An 18,914-nucleotide genomic window follows, 5' to 3' on the forward strand; every position below is an offset into this window, starting at 1 on the left:
AGCCACCCATGCGGCAAGAGGCAAAGTGGCTTCAGCCGCCAATGCACACTTCCAACCCGCCACCCATCTTAAAAGGATAAGGGCGACGACGGCCGCAAAGCCACCGTCGCCCCGAGGTTATCAGAACGAGAAGCGTCCGCCCAGTTGCAGGTTTCTGCCGTTGTTCTGCGTCGACGTGATCGTGCCGGCAGCACCCGTCCCAAGCGACGTTCCGGGGTTGCTGAAGTTGGCATGGTTGAGTGCATTGGTCGCATCCACACGAAGCTGGAACTTGTACCGCTCCGCCCACAGGTTGAACGTCTTACCTGCAGAAAGGTCGAAGTTCTCAAGCCCAGGCCCGTAGATACTGTTTCTCTGCATATTGCCGAAGGTACCGTTCGTCGGGATCGAGAATCCTGCTCCCGCAACCTGGTTCGTCGCCGTGCTGTACGCCGGGTTGAACCACTGGGCCAGCGTCTTCGCACCGCGCGTGCTGCCTACGATGTTCGGATACAGGTTGCCCGACGTGTAAGACTGACCCAATGTGCTCGGCACCGTCACCGTGATCGGGTTACCCGTCTGCAGCGCATAGGTGGACGAGACATTCCAACCGCCCACGATCTCATCCTGGAACTTGCTCTTGTTCAGGAACATCTTTCCCGATCCGAACGGCAGGAGGAAGATCGCATTTCCCTTGAACGCGTGTCGGGTATCAAAGTTCGATGGCCCATAGTTCGTGGAAGGATCGTAAGCGTTCTGGTAGGTCTGCGTACCACCACGGCTGCCCCACGCCGACGAGTCGAACTCGCTCAGGAATTTCGACCAGACGTAGCTGCTCGAAATCGAGAACGTGTTCGTCAGGCGCTTGCTGAAGGTAAGCTGCAGTGAGTTATAGTTCGCCGTCGCATTGTTCGTACTCCCCGTGACGTTGTTGTACTGCGTGAACGGCCGGAACTGCTGATCGACCACCGCCATCTTGCCCACAGGCACCTGGTTGATATCGACGTTGTAGTTCAGGTTCATCGACTTGCTGCCGACATAGGCGATCGTCGCAGCCATATTCGCACCGATCTGCTTCTCGATCGTGCCGTTGTACTGCTGGATCTTTGCGACCGGGGTGTTCTGCTGGTTATACGAAACACCCTGCCCATTGAACGCGGAGTTCGTCGTGCCGGCAGGAATATAGAGGAACTGCGGATTCGTTCCAGACAGGGAGCCAAGAACTTTCAGACCGTTCGTCGTATCACTCAAAGATCCCTGCGAGCCAAACGCCGATCCTTCGCCGCTTCCGTAGGTATCGAGGCTCCAGAGATACGCATACAAGCCGTATCCGCCGCGAACGACGAGGTCCGGGCGAACCTGGTACGCGAAACCAACACGCGGCAGGAAGGTGGTGTAGACATTGTTCTGCAACTGGTGGCGCCCATGATCGCCATTCGCCGCATACCACATCGCACCCGGAGTGTTGGTCAGCGCATTCGTGATGAGCGGGTCGAACGTTCTCTGGTTGTTCTTTGCATCCTTCCAGCCTTCCATGATCTGATACCGCAGACCAAGATTGATCGTCAGGTTCGACTTGATCTTCCAGTCATCCTGCACGAACATCTGCGGAGCCTTCTGCCGGCCCGCGAACTCAGGCGTCACGCCCGCCGACCAGTTCTGGATATCACCCAGAAGGAAGTCAGCATACGCATTGCCCGAAGAAGCAACCTGCCCCTTCTGCACGCAGTACGTGCACTGCGAGTATGTGCCGGTAAAGCCGGTCGTCGCACCGTTTACATTGCCCCAGGCCGTCGAGTTGTCCTCGAAAACCAGGTACTCCCCGCCGAAGTGCAGCACATGGTTTCCACGGATTAACGTCACGATGTCCGAAGGATCGAAGTTATGCTCCTTGTACACCGCCGTCGTACCCGCGCTCAGTCCCTGGTAGCTGCTGATGTTCACCGTCGGGAAAATATCGGCGTGCGAAAACTGGAGACCAAGTGCCGCCGGAATGCCCTTGCCCGCGGTCTGCGTCGCGAAGAAGTTCAACTGGTTCGTGTAACCCATGCGCAGTTCGTTGATGAACGTCGGGCTGATGTTCCACACGTCGGTGATCTGTGAGTTGTAGCTGTCGACGTCGCCCACATAGCAGTTGATCGGGCATCCGAGCGAGCCAGGATAAAACGCCGGGTTATCACGCTTCGTCACCGATGCCGTCAAACGGTTGGTCGGAGAGAACTGGTAGTCGAACCGGCCAAAGTACTTCTTGAACGGCTGCGATCCACGGATGTTGTAGTAGTAGTTGTTGCTTGTAATCCCCGTCTTCGGATCCACGGTTCCCGCCACGTTTGGCGCCGGATAGTAAGCCTGCGCTTTCGCCGCGACCGGATCGATATTCGTGATCTTGTTGTTCGCGAACTGCGTGCGGTTGAGATACGTCTTGCCATCCGTCCCTGTCGCCTGCGTCGTTGTCGTGGGATCGTAGATCGGCGAAAGCCCCGTGAAGTCGCCATTGCGCATCGCGGCGGTCGGAACCGTGTTGAACCCGACCGAAGCGCTCAGGTTGATCACCTGGTCGTAGTTGAAATAAAAGAACGCCTTGTCCTTCAGCACCGGCCCGCTCACCGATCCGCCGAAGTTATGAAACCGCGTGTAAGGCGCCGACTTCTGAAAGTAGCTGCGCGCATTCAGATAATCGTTCTGCGCATACTCATACAACGACCCATGCCACTGGTTCGATCCGCCCTTGCTGATCTGGTTGAACACCGCACCGCCGATGCCATACTGCGCCGAGAACGCCGACGTGCTGATCTGCACCTCCTGCAGCGTCTCGAACACCGAAACGTCCGCGTTACCCGAGTGCGACAACGCCGACGAAGCACCGTCATTCAGCACCGCGTTGTAAGGAAGGTTCCCGTTTACCGAGAGCGCCTGCCCCGTCGCGCCATACTGGCTCGTGCCCGTAGCGCCCGGAATCAGTTTCACGAAGTTCTGCCAGTCCTGACCCTGGTTCGGAAGGTTCTGCATCTCCTTCGCCACCAGCGTCGTCGACTGCTCGCCCGTCTCCGTCTTGATCAGCGGAACGTCGGTGTTGACCACGATCTCCTGCGTCACCCCGCCCGTCTTCATCGCCGCGTCGATCTGAATCGTGCCCACATTCAGCGTCACCGACGACCGGATGAACTGGCTGAAGCCTTCCTTAGTAAACGTAACTTTGTAAGTGCCCGTGACAATCGGCCCAGAGTCGTACAGGCCCGCCGAGTTGGTCGTGAGCTCCTTCGTGACGCCCTTCTCAATATCGAGAATGGTCACTTTGACATCCGGTATCACCGCGCCGGTCGCGTCCGTCGCCGTGCCGCGGATATCACCGGAGTTTGTGTTTTGCGCCCTTGCAGCCGGGCCTGCCAGTGAAAAGGCGAGCGCGGCCAACGTCAGAAATGCCAGCAATAAGCGTGTAGTGTCTCTCTTCATACTGCCTCCGAAGTGCTTCAAGACCGCAGGTGGTCTAACCAAGTCAAACGCTTGTCTAGAAGAGTATCCTGAGGTCGGGCACCATTCAATCCCTCAGCGGCAAACACTGTCAAGCCTTTTTTCTCGGAAATAGTCCGAATTACTCTTTTTCTTTGAACAAGATACGAGGAAACGTTATCTTTGCCTGCTTAATCGCGACCGGCCTCAGGTCAGCGCAACGCGCGTCTCCGCGCTTTTCGCCCACCCCCACCCACCACCTCGCTCACCGGTCCGGTCGACTCCCGCGCGATCAGCTCAGGCTCCACCTGCATCAGATCCTCCGTCGGCATCCCTGCAAGCTTCGCCAGCAACGTTTGCGCCGCGATCTCTCCCATCTTCTGCAGCGGCTGACGGATCGTCGTCAAACTCGGAACGTGGTACGCCGCCGACTGCACATCGTCATACCCGATCACCGACACATCCTCAGGAATCCGCAGCCCCGCATCGCTCAGCGCCCGGATCACCCCCATCGCGCTCACGTCGTTGAAGCACACCACCGCCGTAAACCGTGTTCCCGCCTCCAGGATCTTCTTGATCCCCGGATACCCAATCTCCGGCGAGTGCGAGTCCTGCTCCAGCCGGATCACCCGTTCCTCATCCACCGATAGTCCAAGCGTCTCCGCAACCGCGAGCGTGGCCGCCCATCGGACCTCTGTATCCGCGCTGAACGGCTGTCCACGCATGTAAACGATATCCCGGTGCCCTAGATCGTACAGATGCCCAAGCGCCAGCCTCGCTCCCAGGGCGCTATCAAGAATCACATTCGACACTCCTGGCAGCTCCGAGCGTCCCGCCACCAGCACCGTCGGCAGCATGGGGCTCTCCTCCAGGTGGGTATCGATTGCCAGGATTCCCTCCACTCCGCGCGCCTCCAGCAACTCCGGATACGCGCGCACCAGTTCCGACCGATGCCGGTGGTGAACCGTGAAGTAGAAGTACCCCTCCCGGATCAGCAACTCGCCCGCCCCGCTGATCACCTGCGAGTGATACCCCTCGCCCAGCTCCGGCAGCATGATCCCGATCGTGTTGACCCGTTTTCCCTGCAGCTTCCGCGCGATCAGACTCGGCTGGTAGTTGAACTCCCGTGCCGCCGCCCGCACCCGTTCCCGCGTTGCCTCCGGAATCGACCGTCCCGGAACGTTATTCAGCACCAGGGAAATTGTCGACGGGCTCAGCCCAAGATGCGCCGCCAGCATCTTCAGGTTCGGTCGCAGCGCTCCACCCGAGGGAGTTGTCGTCTCGCCGGTCTCCGGCGAGCCAGTCTTCAAAGATGCGTGGGAAGGGGGCGTTTTGGCCATGAAAGAAAGTATCAAGAGTCGAGCATCGAGAGCTCTCTCAACGCCGCTTCGCCTGAGTGTACCCGAACATCAGCCGAACGCTCTTGGCGATGCAATCGAGGAACCAACCCAGTAGCGCCAGCCTCGCCGCCCGCGGAGACTTCGTCCCTTCCCCGTCCGATCTCTTATTCTGTTCAGCCAGTCAAAACGCAGCGGAGCTCGCGTCGAAAAATTTGCTTATTTTGCTTATGTCGTACAGCGTAAGGAGGGAGAACCGTCGAGTTCGCCATCATCTCTGGCCCTTGCGGCGGCCCCCAGGCCGACGCCGTGACCCGTCTGCAAGTGCCCGAACCGAAGGCCACCCATTAGCCGCCTGCGACGGTTAGTTCGCTCGTCGGAATTGCGCTGCGCGCCGCATAGCTTCAGGATTGCAGACGTGTTTCTGCTCAGGGGCCTTTAGATCCGTCTCCTGATAGGAGCTCGTAACGGTCGTGAAACAGCGGGCGCAGATAGAGTCCATCTGCCCGTCCGGATGAGTCCGATGGACATATCGTGCAGGGTCGTTCATGAGGCGGAGTGTACGCCTCTATGTGCTCCATCACACAAAGAAAGGATTCCCTTGATTTATGCCCATTTAGGCTAATTTCTGGCCCGCTTTATAAGTAGCCGACCTTACTTTGCAACACGGCAAGCGCTCGCGTCCTCCCGAGCCTTGCATTCCCGGAATGGATTGATTTTCGCGTTCCTGAAGGCTCGCAACGTCTGCATTTACCAAAATAGGCCGGTACACCTGCCGCGCCGTGAGGCGGTAAGGCCGATCTATGAAAAGATTACGTGCATGAAGCACTCTGCGTGGGTCCTCGGCGGCATCCTGTTGCTCCTCGGAGGCTGCCGGAAAGCGGACAATCTGCAGGTCACGCTCTCTCCTGGGTACACGGGGAAAGTTGATATCTCCTGTGCCTCGACATCCAGTACAGTAGCCAATATCACCGTAGATCCCCAGGGCCGCGCAATCGATGCCGTCTGTCCGCGACATCCCGCCGAACTGATCGTCCTGCGCGATGCGAAACGAATCGAGCTGGACGGTCCACCCGATTGGCTCGCGACTGGCGACGGTATTCCGGTCGCCATCCGGTTTTCTCTTCACTGACGTCTGGAACGAAGAACCCGGGCGGCCGAGGTCGTGGGTAGGTGGGAGCCAGAGCCGAACAATGCACGGCGTCTGACAGGAGCGTATCGTCCGCAATTTGGAACATACAGATGAGAGGGACGGGTGGCTTGGGGTCGGAAGCCCAAGCCGCAGCTAAACCGAACAGGCGTAGCATTCCCGCATCGACATGAGCCACAAGTTCCGCATCTTGCAGTGCGACCGCGTCGATGGTGGCATTGCCATCACGTTTGGAGACGGCTGCACCTGCCTGTTCACTCCTGATCTGCTCCGAGCTCACCTCGAGGAAGCTGAGGAGATTACGGAAAAAGTCCCGTAGGGCATGCCGCAATCTGACACGGACGCATGGAGGGTGGCATCACCCCTTGACAAGCGCTGTATAATAGGGTTAGAGAAAAGCAAGGCCCGGCAGCTCGCCGGGCCTTCTTGTTTAACCCAGGCCTACCGTTGGCAAGTCCGACCGTAGGCCTTTTCATTTGAAGACTTTAGGACTTATTACGGGTCAGGGGGACCCGTCGCCATGCAGACAAAAATCAAGCCAGCAAAGCGGTACCACTGCTGCCATATCTTCACTGATGGACACCGTTGCGGAAGTCCGGCGCTCAAACACGAAATATTTTGTTACTACCACCACACCACGCGGAAACCCATCTCAAAGGCCGAAGCGCAGCACCGCCTCGAACACGGGGATGAGATCCGCGACCGCCACGCCACCTTCGATCTCCCCATTCTTGAGGACCGTAGCGCTATCCAGCATTCCATCGGCGAGGTTCTCCGCCGCATCGCCAGCCGCGGCATCGACCCGCGCCGCGCCGGCCTTCTCCTCTACGGTCTCCAGATCGCCTCGCTCAATCTCCCGCGCCAGGCTCCCGTCGAGCCCGAAGATCCCGCCGAGATGGTCGAAGAGATCCTGCACCACCCCACCCTCGGAGACATCGCACCCCAAACGGAAATCGCGGGACACCGCGGGCCTTTCACTGACTTTCTCGAAGAGATGGACGAGCGCGCAGAAGCGCAGGAGAGGCAGCCGCGCCTTCCATTCCCTGACCTTTCCTACATGCAGGCGGTAGCCTCAACGTGTCAGGAACTCGACACCGCACGCGAGGCACCCGGAGTCCTCGACCTCCGCGCGGCCGCCTGCGAGCCCTTACTGAACTCTCTTCCGGTCCGGAATCGCAGCCTCTTCCGCCCAGCGAAGCGACTCTTCATACAGATGCGTCAGCCTGTCTTCACTGATACGCAGCGGCTTGCTCTGCTCGATGCACGCGTTCCAATCCGCCTCTTCGTAGCTCTCGAGCAGAAGCATCGCAGCCGAAACCCGGTTGACCTTCCCGCCGAGCGCTTCCTTGACCTCAGCGCGAAGTGGAAGTGTCTTGATGGAGTCCTGCAGCGGCATAGCCAGTACGGTGCTCATCAGGGAAAGAAGCCCGAACAGGTACTGTTCCTGCGCATTCTCACCCGTATACGGGCTCATCAACTCAAGGAACCTCGCACGATGCAGGACACGGATCAGAAGCTCATCCGGATGCTGCCTGCACGTCTCCACCGCGATCGCATTGAGCACCAGCTTCCGGAACTGATCTTCCCCAACCAGCATCAACGCACTCTGCACCGACTGCACCGGCTGCGCCAGCCCGAACGCGGCCGAGTTCACAAGCCGCAGCAACTGGTAGCAGATCGTCACCTCGGACTTCACCAGCGTGGCCAGTTGCAGGAAGTCGACCTCCTTCTGACTCAACGCCGAAAACAGGCGGAAGTAGTTATTTCCAGAGGCAGGAGCCTTCACCGCCGAGAACACCGTGGGATGGCAGAAGAAGTATCCCTGAAAAAGATCGAAACCCTCGTCGCCGGCCCGCTCGAACTCTTCCTCCGTCTCTACCTTCTCCGCGATAAGGATTGCATTTGTTCCTCGAACATAGGAAAGAATCTCCTGCCGTTCTTTCTGCCCCGACAGGCGGAAGTCCACCTTCACATAATCGGTGAGCTCGACGAGCTTTTCCATGTTGGGTCCGATCGTGAAATCGTCCAGCGCGATCTGGTAACCCATATCCTTGATGTTGCGGCAGGCGTCGATCACCTCGGAGTCCGGAGCAATCGTCTCCAGAACCTCAAGTACCGTCGTCTTGGGCAGGAGCGTCACCAGCCCTTCGACCAGGGATTCGCGTGTGCAATTGATGAACCCGCGCTTCCCCCGCGTCAGCCCCTCAAAACCATAGAGGACGCCTTCAAAGATCATCTTGCGCGTCGCGGCATCGGAGTCGCCCGTGAATCGGTTCTCCCATCCCGACCGCGCCAGAAGCTCGTATCCGAAGACATTCGTCGTTCGATCGAAGATCGCCTGTCTCGCAACGAAGCGCCAGCCCTCCGCGGCAGCCGCGCCTTCCTCATACCCGGTGTGGGCCGAGGTCGCCATCTCTTGCATCGGGAGTATCTCGGCCGGGTGCTTATGCTTTCGCCAGATCGAACTGAACGTATTCACGTGAGACGCCCTTCTCCCTCTATCGGTACCTTTGGTTCTCGGGGACTCTGCCACTCAATGCCAATATGCCAATAAGTCAATATAGGTGGGTTGCGGCCTCTCAACCCCTGAGAAACCAGCCCACGAACAATCCTTGCCTACATCGGCCCAAAACGGCTCAGTTGACAGGGCAGGTTCACCTGCGAAAGTTGTAGCGCCCTCCCACAAAAGGGACGGGGCGTCTGCGCCTTCCGACACGAACCTGTTCCGTTCATCGACGGCCAAAAAGTTCAACGGCAGCTTCCTGCTTTCAGCGCTGCGCGGAAGTGCGAGTCCATTCCCGGTTTGGGAATCAGATATGCTGCTTCGTCCACCGCCCCTGGGCGAACAGAACCAGGCTGATGAGAACGATGACGGATTGCGAGACGACCACGGAAACAAACACTCCATTCACCTTCAACGAACTATGCATCGCCAGGAACCACGCAAGCGGAATCTCAACGATCCAGAAACCAAACAGGTTGACGAGCGTCGGTGTGAGCGTATCTCCGGCCCCGTTGAAGGCCTGCAGCAGCACCATGCCATACGCATACGCCATATTGCCGCAACTGAAGATTCTGAGACAGCTCACCGCAACAGGCACCACCGCGGCATCGTGAGTGAAGAGTCCGATGATCCAGGGAGCGAACGCGATAAAGACAAGGCCAACCGAACCAAGGAAAGCCACGTTCCACAACCCAGTCCGCCAAACCGCACTCTTAGCCCGCTCCGGATGCCCCGCCCCAAGATTCTGCCCAACAAGCGTCGCTGCCGCATTACTGAGACCCCACGCGGGAAGGATCGCGAAAATAACAATGCGAATCCCGATCGTGTATCCCGCGATCGCTGAAGGCCCGAACAAACCAATGATGCGCACAAGACCCAGCCAACTCGCCTGGCTGATCAGGAACTGCAGCACCGCCGCCAACGAAAGCCGGAAGAGCTGCCAGATCACTTGCACCTGTACCCGCATGTGCCGCGCCAAAATGCGAAGCCGTTCGGTCCCATTCGCAAGCCGGTAGAACTGGTAGAGCACCGCGATACCCCGGCCGGAGAAGGTAGCCAGCGCCGCCCCCGTGACCCCAAGCTTCGGAAACGGCCCCAACCCAAAGATGAGGCAAGGATCGAGAATCAAATTGAGGATGTTCGAAACCCAGAGCAGACGCATCGCGATCGCAGCGTCCCCCGCCCCGCGAAAGATCGCATTATTGAGGAAGAGCATCAGGACGACCCCCGATCCTCCCAATGCAATCCGCATATAGCTCGTGCCCACAGCCACGATCTCGGGAGACGCACTCATGAACCCAAGCAGGCGAGGCGCGAGGAAGAGGAACGGAAGCCCCAGAACAACCGACGCAATCAGGCCGAGGATGATCGCCTGGACTGCCGAGACAGCCGCCCCGTCCTGATCCTTCTCCCCAATCCGCCGCGCGACCATCGCGGTCGTCGACATACCCAACCCCATGCCCACCGCAAACACAACCGTGAGCACCGACTCCGTCAACCCCACCGTAGCGATGGCATTAGGCCCCAGCCGGCTCACCCAGAAAACGTCGACCACCGCGAACAGCGACTCGAGCACCATCTCGAGAACCATGGGGATTGCGAGCAGCAGGATGGATCGGTTGAGACTACCGGTCGTATAGTCCTGGTGGCTCCCCCGCAAGGCCTCAAAAATCGACTGCAGAAGCGTTGGCTTAGCCGCTTGCTCTTTGTGCATTCCCATTCTGGCTCATGATACTGACGAATACCGAGACGTGACACGAAGAGGCGGTAATAATGAACCATCGGCGGGAGCTCCTCCATGAACACCTCACTTCCGTGGGTACTCCGAAGGTTCTGGATACGTTCCGTGGCAGCCTTCCTGATGATGCTCTTGCTGACGTACCTCGAGGCACGCGCAGGAAACCCCGGCGAGCGCTTCGGCCCTCTCGTGGACCCTCTCTTCGGGGATCTGCTCGAGTACCTTCCCACCTTTCGGCTCCTACACTCAGCCGCCTTCTTTACCGACCCTACCGTCCCGCACGTCGCCTACCCACCAGCCGGCGCCGCGCTCCTTGCCCTCCTCTATACGGGAGGGCACCCAGTCCTGGTCTATCTGACAGTCGCAGCCTTGTGGTTAGGAATAGTGATTGTCCTCGTGTCACGACAGCTCGCAGCAAGCGGAATCTCAGAGCACATATCGTTCTTGTTTCCGCTGACGCTCCTGGCCGTCACTTTCCCAGTCGCCGGACTTCTCCAGCGTGGCAACATAGAGTTGTTCGTTTGGATCCTGTGTGCCTCGGGCTGCTGGGCCTATCGACACTGCCGGAACAGCAGTGCAGCATTCCTGTGGGGACTCGCGGCCGCCATCAAGTTGTACCCCATCCTCTTCCTCGTACTCCTGCTTTCGCGGCGGAAGTACCGGGCACTGTTTTTCGGACTTGGATCGTGTGCCCTGACCTCTACCCTCGCCATTCTGTATCTGGGGCCTATCTTTTCGATGGCCTGGGCAGGCTCCCTGCACAACGTACTTAATTACCAGGGCATTCGGATCTCGGACTGGACAACGCATGACCTGAGTGCGAATCATTCCGTCTTCACTCTCTTGGAAGCAGCGGCCAAAGCCGCGAACCATTCACCCGCCAGCCTTGCGAAGTCGTATATCGTATGGGGATTGCTGTTCTTTGCGGGCCTCTACGTCACCCGTTTGCGAAGGATGCCAGAGCCCAACCAGTTGCTGGCCGTAAGTGTATTCATCGTCGCTTTCCCGCCAACATCTTACTTCTATACCCTCGTCGAACTTTACCCGGCCTTCCTTGTTTTAGCGTTCCTGGCTTTGAGCGTCGATCAGAACGGCACGCAGGTTAACGGACTTTCCATGACCATTCAATTCTTTGTTCCATTGTTCGCCTCCTTTACCTTGTTTACCTTCCGTCAAGTGGGTATGTTCGGAGGCCCCATTCAGGCGTTCTTTCTTCTCGTCCTCTTAGTTTGCGGTGCGGTGTTTCCCTTCGTTGAGTCTTCTGCAGCGGTCTGAGGGCAGAGGTCTGCTATTCAGAGATCACCCTCCTCATGCGCTATCCGCTCCAGCAGGACGACGTTCCCGTCGTCAAAATCGGCTTTCCACCTGCCAGTATGTTCAAGAAGATAGACGAGCGGAGTATCTTTCTCGAAGAAGACGTACTCGATGTTGTATTTGTTCAGAAGAGAGACGGTGTTCTTTATCCGAATGATGTCGAGGTAGTCCTTAAACGTTCCGTTGTACTCGAAGATGTCAACCCTCGAGTCGATGAAGACGGGAATACTCCTCGCGTTCCAGATGATGTAGCCACCCCAGAGATATTCGTTCAAGATTCGTCCATGTATCTGCTGCCCGTGCAGAAACGCGAGACTGCTCGACGGATATGCTGCCTCCCCTTTAGAGCCGAGTTCGGGCGGATCTTTCAGACGGCCCACAACGAGGCAACAAAGAAGGAATAGCAGCGCCGCTCCTGTCAAAGAAGAGGGTGTTTTCACTGGTGAATCGTCACCTCGTGACAGCGAGATGCTTCTGGCAAAGAGAGGAATTACGAGGATGGAGAATAGAACAAGGAACCTTGAGTGCGTCAGCGCGGCATAGGTCCCGATCAGAAGATAAACAACTTCATGTGGTCGCCAGGTGCGAGGACGATAGAGTTGTGAGAGAGCGAGGAGTGCAAGACAGAGAAGTAGTGTTCCTCCGCGCAGAGAGAGTAGATCGAGACTCCTCCACTCCTCGACATTCGCAATATTGAGCTTCTGACGCACGGCAAGGTTGATTGGGTAAGCGACCAGTCGCCAGCCATACGGATTGACAAACAATGCCGCAAAGCTAAGTGCGAAGGAGCATAGTAGTTGCCTAAGCCAACCTTTGGCTAAGCCGTTGGAGTGTAGGTGCCCTCCGCTAATTCTAGGACTCTCCGCCATCACGTATAGGGCGAACAGCACCATCCCGATCATCCACGTCCCATGCGTATTCACCCACACGAGGAAAAGCGTGGGGAACATCCATAGGAGGAATGGCCAATCTCTGGAGAAGTCGAGGAGAAGCAGTTCGACGACTAGCAATATCCATCCGAAGAGCACCGTACGCGGTCCGAAGCTGACCGTGGATAGAGCGGCGGCGATCAACGCGCCAAGCAGCGAAGATTTCAGATTTCTCGATCTACGATAAGCGAGCAGGAAAATCCCCATTATCAGAAGTTCGACGGCCAGGACCGTTATGAGATACAGTCCGTGCTCTCGACCGTGGAGCCACCCAAAATAGAACGGGAGTTCCCCAAGCCACTCATGATTGATCCATGGCGCACCAAAGGCGGTATAGGAATAGAGATCGGTGCCGATGAACCTGTGGGTAGAAGAAAGTATCTGGGCGTTTCGGAGATGCCACCAGATGTCAGGATCAGCGATCGATCTTGGAACGAAGAAGAAAACGACTGCCATGAGTGTCGAGGAAAGCAGCACGGTGGGACAGACGATGGGCGAACTGATCCCTGCATCGCTTGAGAACATCGCTTGCGCCTTCGTCGAACCCATGAGTTCCAGTATCGAGCGAATGCGGTTCTCGGATGATCATCAAACAGGATCCACGATCTTGAAGATGCCTAGGCATTCCCATTCCGGGCATCGGCGAGGACATATACCCGGGAAGGCCATAAAAGCTTCGTGCAGTCCGGGAGGGATAACACATGGGACCTCAGGTCAGAGCCTCATCGAAATTGCCCTGATGATGCCACTGCTCATCCTTCTCATTGGTTATGCGATCGACTTCGGTTACTTCTTCATTGTCGCTGCAAACATTACGTCTGCGGCGCGGAATGCGGCCCAGTTTTCGATCCAGGGATTCGCCACTCCGGGGCAAAGCGCGTTGGCGATTGCAGGGCCCCTGACCACGACCACCTCGGTGGCCGCGACCGCATTAGGCGATATAGCCGCGCTTCTCAATTCGTCTACCTTGACGGCGGTTCAAGTATGCACGAAGTCCTTAGGCACGACGGGCAATCTTGCGAACTGCGCGAATTATGGTGCTACTGCCTCGTCTTACACCCCAGCTGCCGATCCGGAAGCGCCTTACTTTGTGCTGCAACGAGTAGATGTGACATACACCGTGCAACCCCCGATCCCTATGAGCTTCTTCAAGTTCCCACTGCTTCCGCAAATGCAATTTCACCGTCAGGTCTCGATGCGGGCACTCGACTAGTGGAACGCGATGCGCATCGAATCAGAAGGTTGCATCGCCTACTGCATCGTCTCGCAGAGACATTGCCGATTACATCATTCGGCTGCGAGGAGGACGGAGCGGCCGCGCTCGAGACGGCCATCGGTTTCATGCTCATCTTCACCTGCATTCTGGGCATCATCGAGTGCTGCATGATGGTCTACACCTATAGCGTCTACGCTGATGCGGCACGTCATGGTATGCGTTATGCCACCCTACACGGGTTCGATAGCGCAACGTGTAGTGGACCCACGGCCGGCTGTGGCGATCCTACCGCCTCGAACGTGATCAGTGACGTTACGACCTACGCCGCCCGCTATGCTGCTCCAGCCTCTTCGATCACCGTCGCGGTCCTGTATCCCGATATTGGAGGTTGCATCGCTCAGTCCAGGGTTCTGGTGACAGTCTCCTACGTCTACCAGCCTCTCTTTCGTTTTCCTGGAACGGCGACGAGTTTTCAAATCAGCTCGCAAGGGAGGATTCTATATTGACGGTGGCGGCAGCCCGGGGTGTGACCTCCCATTGCAATCGTCCTGATACCTCGGACCTGCCGCAATCGGGTCAGGCCGCGGTGTTTTTGATCGCAGTCCTTGGCATCTTTCTCCTCGCTGTCTTCGGCTTCGCAGTTGACCTCACAAATATCTGGTTTCATCGGCAAACGGCGGTTGCGGCAGCGGATGCTGCCTGCCAGGCGGGTGCGCAGGATATGCTGGCCAGCAGCAGTGGCTTAGCTCTACCCGGCACTGGCTTCATCCCAGGAACATCAAGCGACTGCGTGAGCAGTCCCTTGGCCACCATGTGCAGCTACGCCGCTGCAAACAGCTATAACGGTACGGGTCTCGTTGCGGGAGCAGCCTCGAATGCTATCTCGTGGACATTTCCACCTACAGTGACCGGCGTGGTGCCTGGCCTCGGCACGTATCCTTTCATGCAAGTTCTTATAGCTGAGAATGTCAAGACGTACTTCATCTCTCTGCTCAATGCCTCGCATGTGCAGAGGTTGAACGTCTCGAGCACCTGCGGAGTCACCCTAACGAAGGGCTCCATTCCCATGCTCGTACTCAACCCCACTCTTCTGGGAGCTTTCAACTACTCTTTGGCTGGCCAACTCAATATTGTCGGCGGACCGCAACGGGCCTTGCAGGTGAATTCAACGAGTCCTTTGGCGGTGAGCTGGCTCCTGGGGATGATCAATCTCAGCGCGGCCGGCCCAAACCAGACCGGAGGCGACGTCGGGATCGTTGGCGGTCCGGCTACTGCACCTGGACTTCCAGCCGGCTCCGGATTTCAAGGTGGCACCACGGGTTCCTGGAAGGGGAACGTGCTCCCGGTGGCTGATCCATTTGCAGCGATTGGTGCGCCGACGAGTATTCTAAGCATCACCCCGCCATCCTTGACTGGAACATGGGTTGCCTACGGGGTAGACGGTTGTCCTAACCACCTCGGCCAACTGCTTGCTCCAACGCACTCCTGCTTGGAGTACGGTCCGGGCTACTATCCGCTCGGCATCGACCTGTCACTCGTGCTGTCTACAACGGCTATCTTCAAACCAGGAATCTATTATCTTGGCGGCCCGCTCAACTCAGGGTTGACCAACACTCTCCGGGTCGCCAAACCCTCAGGGTATCTGCAGACCGACGGAGTCATGATGTACTTCGCGGGCCTTTCTTCTCTTAACCTATCCAGTGTTCCAGCGAGTGGGGTAGATAGTGTAGCGGCCACGGACCTGACCTGCGACGGCTCATCGCCACCGGCGGGGCTGGGTCTCGGAACGACTATCTCTGGCAACGTGCTTTATGGCCAATGTGCAGCAAATGGTACCTACTTCGACTCAGGTGGCGACACCTCCGACGTACGATCAGCGACGGGAAGCCGTGGGGTTCTCCTCTTCCAAAGCCATAGTGTTGCCAGCAGTCCAGCGCTCTCGGGTGTGGGCCCGAATGCATTCGCCGGAACTCTCTATTTCCACTCTTCCTCGTATCTCGACGTCCTTAGCGTGACCGGAAGTAATAACTCCGTCTTTGGCGAGGTTGTGTCCGATCAGGTGAGTCTCTTGGGCGGATCGTTAACTCTGGCGCCAAGCCCAACGACGAATATGACGCTGTCCAAGATCTCAATCTTCAATTAAGGTCCCATTACGTTTCGCTTGCCTGAGGCGGATCGTGCGCTCATGTCATTTCGTCTTTTCGTCGATAACTAAAGTACGCAGTTCTTAGCTGCCGGATGAGTTGCGAGACTCATCAAACCGAGCCGAGATCCCCGTTCGACCAGGAGAAAGCATCATGACGCAGATACGCATCGTGTTCGAGCTATTGTTGAAGGACGAGTCGGGCCAGGATCTTATCGAGTATGCACTCGTTGCGGGACTCATTGCCTTGGGTGCTGTTGCTGCGATGTCCGGTCTGGCAACAAAGATCGGTACCGCCTTCAACACAGTTGGCAGCCAACTCACCAGCGCGATGTAAACCGGGGAAGTGGCCTGAGCGACTCGTCTCCGAGAGTCCGAGACCGCTGCAAAGAACATCGCGCCAAGTTTCAAACATGGTGGATCGCGGAGCATTTCATGGCAGTCCCAGCAGCTTTCGTCTATCTAGGAACTGCCCTCATTGTCGCCAGCGTCGCGGCTTTCCATGATGTGCGCGAGCGAAGAATCTCCAACCGTCTCACAGGGCCGTCGGTTCTCACTGGCCTACTCATTCATTTTGTCCTGGGTGGATTCCGCCAACTTGGCCTATCGCTGCTCGGGGGGATGATCGCGGGTGGGATTTTCCTTTTCTTCTATCTCGCAGGGGGGTTGGGCGCGGGCGATGTGAAGCTCATGACTGCGGTGGGCTGCATCACAGGCATTGGATACATCCGGGATATCCTGCTGGTCACTGTGATCTTGGGTGCGGTTTTCGCCATCATCCTCGCTTTTGCGCATGGGCGCGTGCGTACTACGCTGGCCAATGTGTCGATTCTGCTCGCGCATCACCGAACCGCGGGACTCACCGCGCATCCTGAACTCAATCTTGGCAACCGCGCGACCTTACGGTTGCCGTACGCACTACCCATCGCGTGTGGCTGCCTCACGGTCTTCGCTATGCAGGTCTTTCGGGGGGCCGAACTGTGATCTTCCGCCGCCTCGCCTTCGCGATGACTGTGGCGCTCGTTATCTCGGCTGGATGCACCTATCTGCTGAGTCGCAAGATCATTGCGAGCGTGGCCCGTCAGCAGCCGGATCAACGCTACGTTGCGCCAGCTACGCCACTGTCGGCCGGAGAGGTGCTCAAGGGACAGAACCTGCAGATCGTGAACTGGCCCGCGGCGCATCCCGTCGCAGGTTCGTTCAGCCGCATAGAAGACTTAGCGGGGCGAACCCTGCTCTATCCTGTGGACAAGGGCCAGCCGATCACCGACAAATATGTGACCGTCGTTGGGTCAGGTTCAGGACTTGCGGGAAAGATTCCGGATGGTATGCGGGGAGTCTCCTTGCGCTCAGACGAAGTGATTGGCGTAGGTGGCTTTCTCGTTCCCGGCTCTCGCCTGGATGTTCTCTTGACGTATCGATCCGAGCGCATCGGGGAGCCGATCACGGTTACGGTGCTGCAGGATGCGGTCGTTCTGGCGGCTGGGCACCAGGTTCAGCCGGAGCCGGAGAACAAGCCATCGGTAGCCACTGTTGTTACACTCCTGCTCACGCCTGACGAAGCACAGCGTGCTGTGCTGGCCAGTACGCAGGGCTCAATCCATTTCGTGTTGCGCAGCGGTTCTGATCGAGTGAAGAATCAGGAATCCCCGGTGCTCCTATCCCAGCTCTCAGGGGTGTCCGCGCCAGTTTCCGCGCCCCGAACCAGAAGCGAAAAAGAGATTCCCGTGGTTAGGATGGGGGCACCACGAGGCTTCGTCGTAGAGACGATTCTCGGCGACAAACTGAGTGTCGAGACCTTCCCGAGGCCCGCCCTGCAATGATCATCCTCGTGTCACGGAAGCTTTCTCTACTGCTCCTTCTTTTCATAACCCCTCGTGGGATACCCCCCTCGTATGCCCAGACTCTGCCTGCATCCGGGGGCGGCCCCACTGCCGAAAGCTACAAGCCTCAACTGGAAGCAGTTCCATCCTATGAGACGCTTCATGTCATCGTGGGCCGGTCGCTCGTACTTCGACGAGGGAACCCTATTCGCCGGATCTATATCGGCAACCCGGCGGTTCTTCAAAGCTTCGCGGCGGATCCTCAGGAGATTGTGCTGACTGCGAAGACACCCGGTACCAGCAGTCTTGTCCTCTGGGACTCTCGCAATATCTCTTCCCTCTACACCGTATCGTCCGACATTGATCCTGAAGGTATCCGCAAGGCGCTTCGTCAGGCCTATCCCACAAGTTCGATCGATGTGGATAGTCTTGAAGGGAGGCTTTCGCTCTCTGGCATCGTTTCCTCTGCGGAGGCATCTGAAGGCGCCGCGAAGCTCGCGGCCGTCTTTACCAAGGAAGTTGCGAATTCCCTGCGTGTCGTTGCTGTTCATGGCAAGCAGGTAGAGCTGAAGCTACGCATCGTTGAGGTAGATCGAAGCAAGTTGGAACAGTTTGGCGTGAACTTCAGCGTTGGCGGAAGGACAGCGGCCGGTATCTCGACGCAACAGTTCAGCGATCCACTCAACATCTCTTTTTTCAACTCAAAGCTGAACCTTGGAATGCAGATCCAGGATCTTGAGCAGAAACAGATCCTTCAAGTGCTCGCCGAGCCAACTCTCACCACAATGAGTGGCTTACCTGCCCGTTTTCTCTCCGGAGGAGAGTTTCCTTTTCCTGTGGTGCAGGGCGGCACCGCAAATAGCACTGCGGTCACCATCCAGTTTCGCTCTTACGGGGTGAAAGTAGATTTCACTCCGACGGTCAATTCCGATGGTTCGATTCATCTGAAGGTCGCACCCGAGGTCAGCACTCTGGACTACACCAACTCGGTTACGATATCGGGCTTTGTTATTCCAGCGCTTTCAACACGACGCGCTGAAACGGAGGTTGAGCTTAGAGACGGACAGACCTTCATGCTCTCGGGGCTGCTGGATCACAGAACGACGGAAAGCCTCTCAAGGCTACCGGGCATTGCGAATATTCCCTTACTTGGACAGATGTTTCGCTCGAAGAATAACAACCGCTCCGTCGTAGAGTTGGTTGTGCTCGTGACGTTAAAGATCGTCGACCCTCTTACAGAGACAGAAACGGTCGGAGAGCCGAAGCCCGCCGTGCCTGCCATGGATGCCACTACCTTCGATCAACAACTTGCGGGCAAACCAAGGCGATAGC

General features: G+C 57.5%; 16 protein-coding genes and 1 pseudogene. 11 read left to right on the top strand and 6 right to left on the bottom strand.

Translation table 11 applies throughout. The features are described from left to right. Positions 1 to 120: 120 nt before the first annotated feature. Both GRAN_RS22000 and GRAN_RS22005 read right to left on the bottom strand, forming a co-directional pair. Entirely contained in the window at positions 121 to 3,432 is a 3,312-nt protein-coding gene (locus GRAN_RS22000) for a TonB-dependent receptor (RefSeq protein WP_128915226.1), read from the bottom strand. Positions 3,433 to 3,641: 209 nt separating this feature from the next. Next, positions 3,642 to 4,769, bottom strand: coding sequence for a LacI family DNA-binding transcriptional regulator (locus GRAN_RS22005; protein WP_241655081.1), 1,128 nt, complete (start codon positions 4,767 to 4,769; stop codon positions 3,642 to 3,644). A gap of 817 nt (positions 4,770 to 5,586) precedes the next feature. Here GRAN_RS22005 and GRAN_RS22010 point away from each other — a divergent pair. Together GRAN_RS22010 and GRAN_RS25630 are read left to right on the top strand one after the other, a co-directional pair. Then, a complete protein-coding gene (locus GRAN_RS22010) occupies positions 5,587 to 5,898 on the top strand; it encodes a hypothetical protein (protein WP_128915227.1) in 312 nt (103 codons plus the stop codon). Positions 5,899 to 6,085: 187 nt separating this feature from the next. Continuing rightward, positions 6,086 to 6,235: a hypothetical protein gene (locus GRAN_RS25630; RefSeq protein WP_161571102.1), complete on the top strand. Its 150-nt coding sequence runs from the start codon at positions 6,086 to 6,088 to the stop codon at positions 6,233 to 6,235. A gap of 333 nt (positions 6,236 to 6,568) precedes the next feature. Here the strand turns inward: GRAN_RS25630 and GRAN_RS22015 are convergent, their stop codons facing one another. The 3 genes from GRAN_RS22015 to GRAN_RS22025 all read right to left on the bottom strand — a co-directional run bounded on the left by GRAN_RS22015 (position 6,569) and on the right by GRAN_RS22025 (position 10,133). Continuing rightward, entirely contained in the window at positions 6,569 to 6,880 is a 312-nt protein-coding gene (locus GRAN_RS22015) for a hypothetical protein (protein ID WP_128915228.1), read from the bottom strand. A gap of 183 nt (positions 6,881 to 7,063) precedes the next feature. Then, positions 7,064 to 8,338 (bottom strand): EAL and HDOD domain-containing protein, encoded by a 1,275-nt coding sequence (locus GRAN_RS22020; protein ID WP_128915229.1) that lies wholly within the window; start codon positions 8,336 to 8,338, stop codon positions 7,064 to 7,066. Between the two features lie 388 nt (positions 8,339 to 8,726). Further along, complete coding sequence (locus GRAN_RS22025) at positions 8,727 to 10,133, bottom strand: MATE family efflux transporter (RefSeq protein ID WP_241655082.1); 1,407 nt, start codon at positions 10,131 to 10,133, stop codon at positions 8,727 to 8,729. A 132-nt stretch (positions 10,134 to 10,265) separates the two neighbouring features. Here GRAN_RS22025 and GRAN_RS22030 point away from each other — a divergent pair, with 132 nt between their 5' ends. Beyond that, a complete protein-coding gene (locus GRAN_RS22030) occupies positions 10,266 to 11,432 on the top strand; it encodes a glycosyltransferase family 87 protein (protein WP_161571103.1) in 1,167 nt (388 codons plus the stop codon). 17 nt (positions 11,433 to 11,449) lie between these two features. Here GRAN_RS22030 and GRAN_RS22035 read toward each other — a convergent pair whose 3' ends face one another. Next, the gene (locus GRAN_RS22035; protein WP_161571104.1) at positions 11,450 to 12,949 is read right to left on the bottom strand and encodes a hypothetical protein; all 1,500 of its coding nucleotides are present in this window, start codon (positions 12,947 to 12,949) and stop codon (positions 11,450 to 11,452) included. A 64-nt stretch (positions 12,950 to 13,013) separates the two neighbouring features. Here GRAN_RS22035 and GRAN_RS25635 point away from each other — a divergent pair, with 64 nt between their 5' ends. The 8 genes and pseudogenes from GRAN_RS25635 to GRAN_RS26460 all read left to right on the top strand — a co-directional run bounded on the left by GRAN_RS25635 (position 13,014) and on the right by GRAN_RS26460 (position 18,913). Then, positions 13,014 to 13,613 (top strand): TadE/TadG family type IV pilus assembly protein, encoded by a 600-nt coding sequence (locus tag GRAN_RS25635; RefSeq protein ID WP_277751248.1) that lies wholly within the window; start codon positions 13,014 to 13,016, stop codon positions 13,611 to 13,613. Between the two features lie 62 nt (positions 13,614 to 13,675). Then, a complete protein-coding gene (locus GRAN_RS25640; protein WP_161571106.1) occupies positions 13,676 to 14,122 on the top strand; it encodes a TadE/TadG family type IV pilus assembly protein in 447 nt (148 codons plus the stop codon). Positions 14,123 to 14,124: 2 nt separating this feature from the next. Beyond that, the gene (locus GRAN_RS22050) at positions 14,125 to 15,759 is read left to right on the top strand and encodes a pilus assembly protein TadG-related protein (protein WP_161571107.1); all 1,635 of its coding nucleotides are present in this window, start codon (positions 14,125 to 14,127) and stop codon (positions 15,757 to 15,759) included. A 154-nt stretch (positions 15,760 to 15,913) separates the two neighbouring features. Further along, a complete protein-coding gene (locus GRAN_RS22055; protein WP_128915236.1) occupies positions 15,914 to 16,096 on the top strand; it encodes a Flp family type IVb pilin in 183 nt (60 codons plus the stop codon). Between the two features lie 98 nt (positions 16,097 to 16,194). Further along, positions 16,195 to 16,743, top strand: a complete 549-nt coding sequence (locus GRAN_RS22060; protein ID WP_128915237.1) for an A24 family peptidase — start codon at positions 16,195 to 16,197, stop codon at positions 16,741 to 16,743. Next, the gene (gene cpaB, locus GRAN_RS22065) at positions 16,740 to 17,582 is read left to right on the top strand and encodes a Flp pilus assembly protein CpaB (RefSeq protein WP_128915238.1); all 843 of its coding nucleotides are present in this window, start codon (positions 16,740 to 16,742) and stop codon (positions 17,580 to 17,582) included. The genes GRAN_RS22060 and cpaB overlap by 4 nt, the downstream gene beginning before the upstream one ends. After that, positions 17,579 to 17,851: pseudogene (locus GRAN_RS27140) on the top strand (pilus assembly protein N-terminal domain-containing protein); the annotation flags it as partial. The gene cpaB and the pseudogene GRAN_RS27140, both read left to right, overlap by 4 nt. A 333-nt stretch (positions 17,852 to 18,184) precedes the next feature. After that, positions 18,185 to 18,913 carry a type II and III secretion system protein family protein gene (locus GRAN_RS26460; RefSeq protein ID WP_241655084.1) on the top strand — a complete coding sequence of 243 codons (729 nt, stop codon included), beginning with the start codon at positions 18,185 to 18,187 and terminating at the stop codon, positions 18,911 to 18,913. The last annotated feature ends 1 nt before the right edge of the window (position 18,914 follow it).

This window comes from Granulicella sibirica, assembly GCF_004115155.1.
Taxonomy (GTDB): Bacteria; Acidobacteriota; Terriglobia; order Terriglobales; family Acidobacteriaceae; genus Edaphobacter; species Edaphobacter sibiricus.

Bases quoted from the DNA above. Each gene is read 5' to 3' on its own strand.
- GRAN_RS22000 (WP_128915226.1), bottom strand. From the start codon at position 3,432: ATGAAGAGAGACACTACACGCTTATTGCTGGCATTTCTGACGTTGGCC.
- GRAN_RS25630 (WP_161571102.1), top strand. From the start codon at position 6,086: ATGAGCCACAAGTTCCGCATCTTGCAGTGCGACCGCGTCGATGGTGGC.
- GRAN_RS22020 (WP_128915229.1), bottom strand. From the start codon at position 8,338: ATGCAAGAGATGGCGACCTCGGCCCACACCGGGTATGAGGAAGGCGCG.
- GRAN_RS22005 (WP_241655081.1), bottom strand. From the start codon at position 4,769: ATGGCCAAAACGCCCCCTTCCCACGCATCTTTGAAGACTGGCTCGCCG.
- GRAN_RS22035 (WP_161571104.1), bottom strand. From the start codon at position 12,949: ATGGGTTCGACGAAGGCGCAAGCGATGTTCTCAAGCGATGCAGGGATC.
- GRAN_RS22025 (WP_241655082.1), bottom strand. From the start codon at position 10,133: ATGCACAAAGAGCAAGCGGCTAAGCCAACGCTTCTGCAGTCGATTTTT.
- GRAN_RS22055 (WP_128915236.1), top strand. From the start codon at position 15,914: ATGACGCAGATACGCATCGTGTTCGAGCTATTGTTGAAGGACGAGTCG.
- GRAN_RS22010 (WP_128915227.1), top strand. From the start codon at position 5,587: ATGAAGCACTCTGCGTGGGTCCTCGGCGGCATCCTGTTGCTCCTCGGA.
- GRAN_RS25635 (WP_277751248.1), top strand. From the start codon at position 13,014: ATGCCTAGGCATTCCCATTCCGGGCATCGGCGAGGACATATACCCGGG.
- GRAN_RS22060 (WP_128915237.1), top strand. From the start codon at position 16,195: ATGGCAGTCCCAGCAGCTTTCGTCTATCTAGGAACTGCCCTCATTGTC.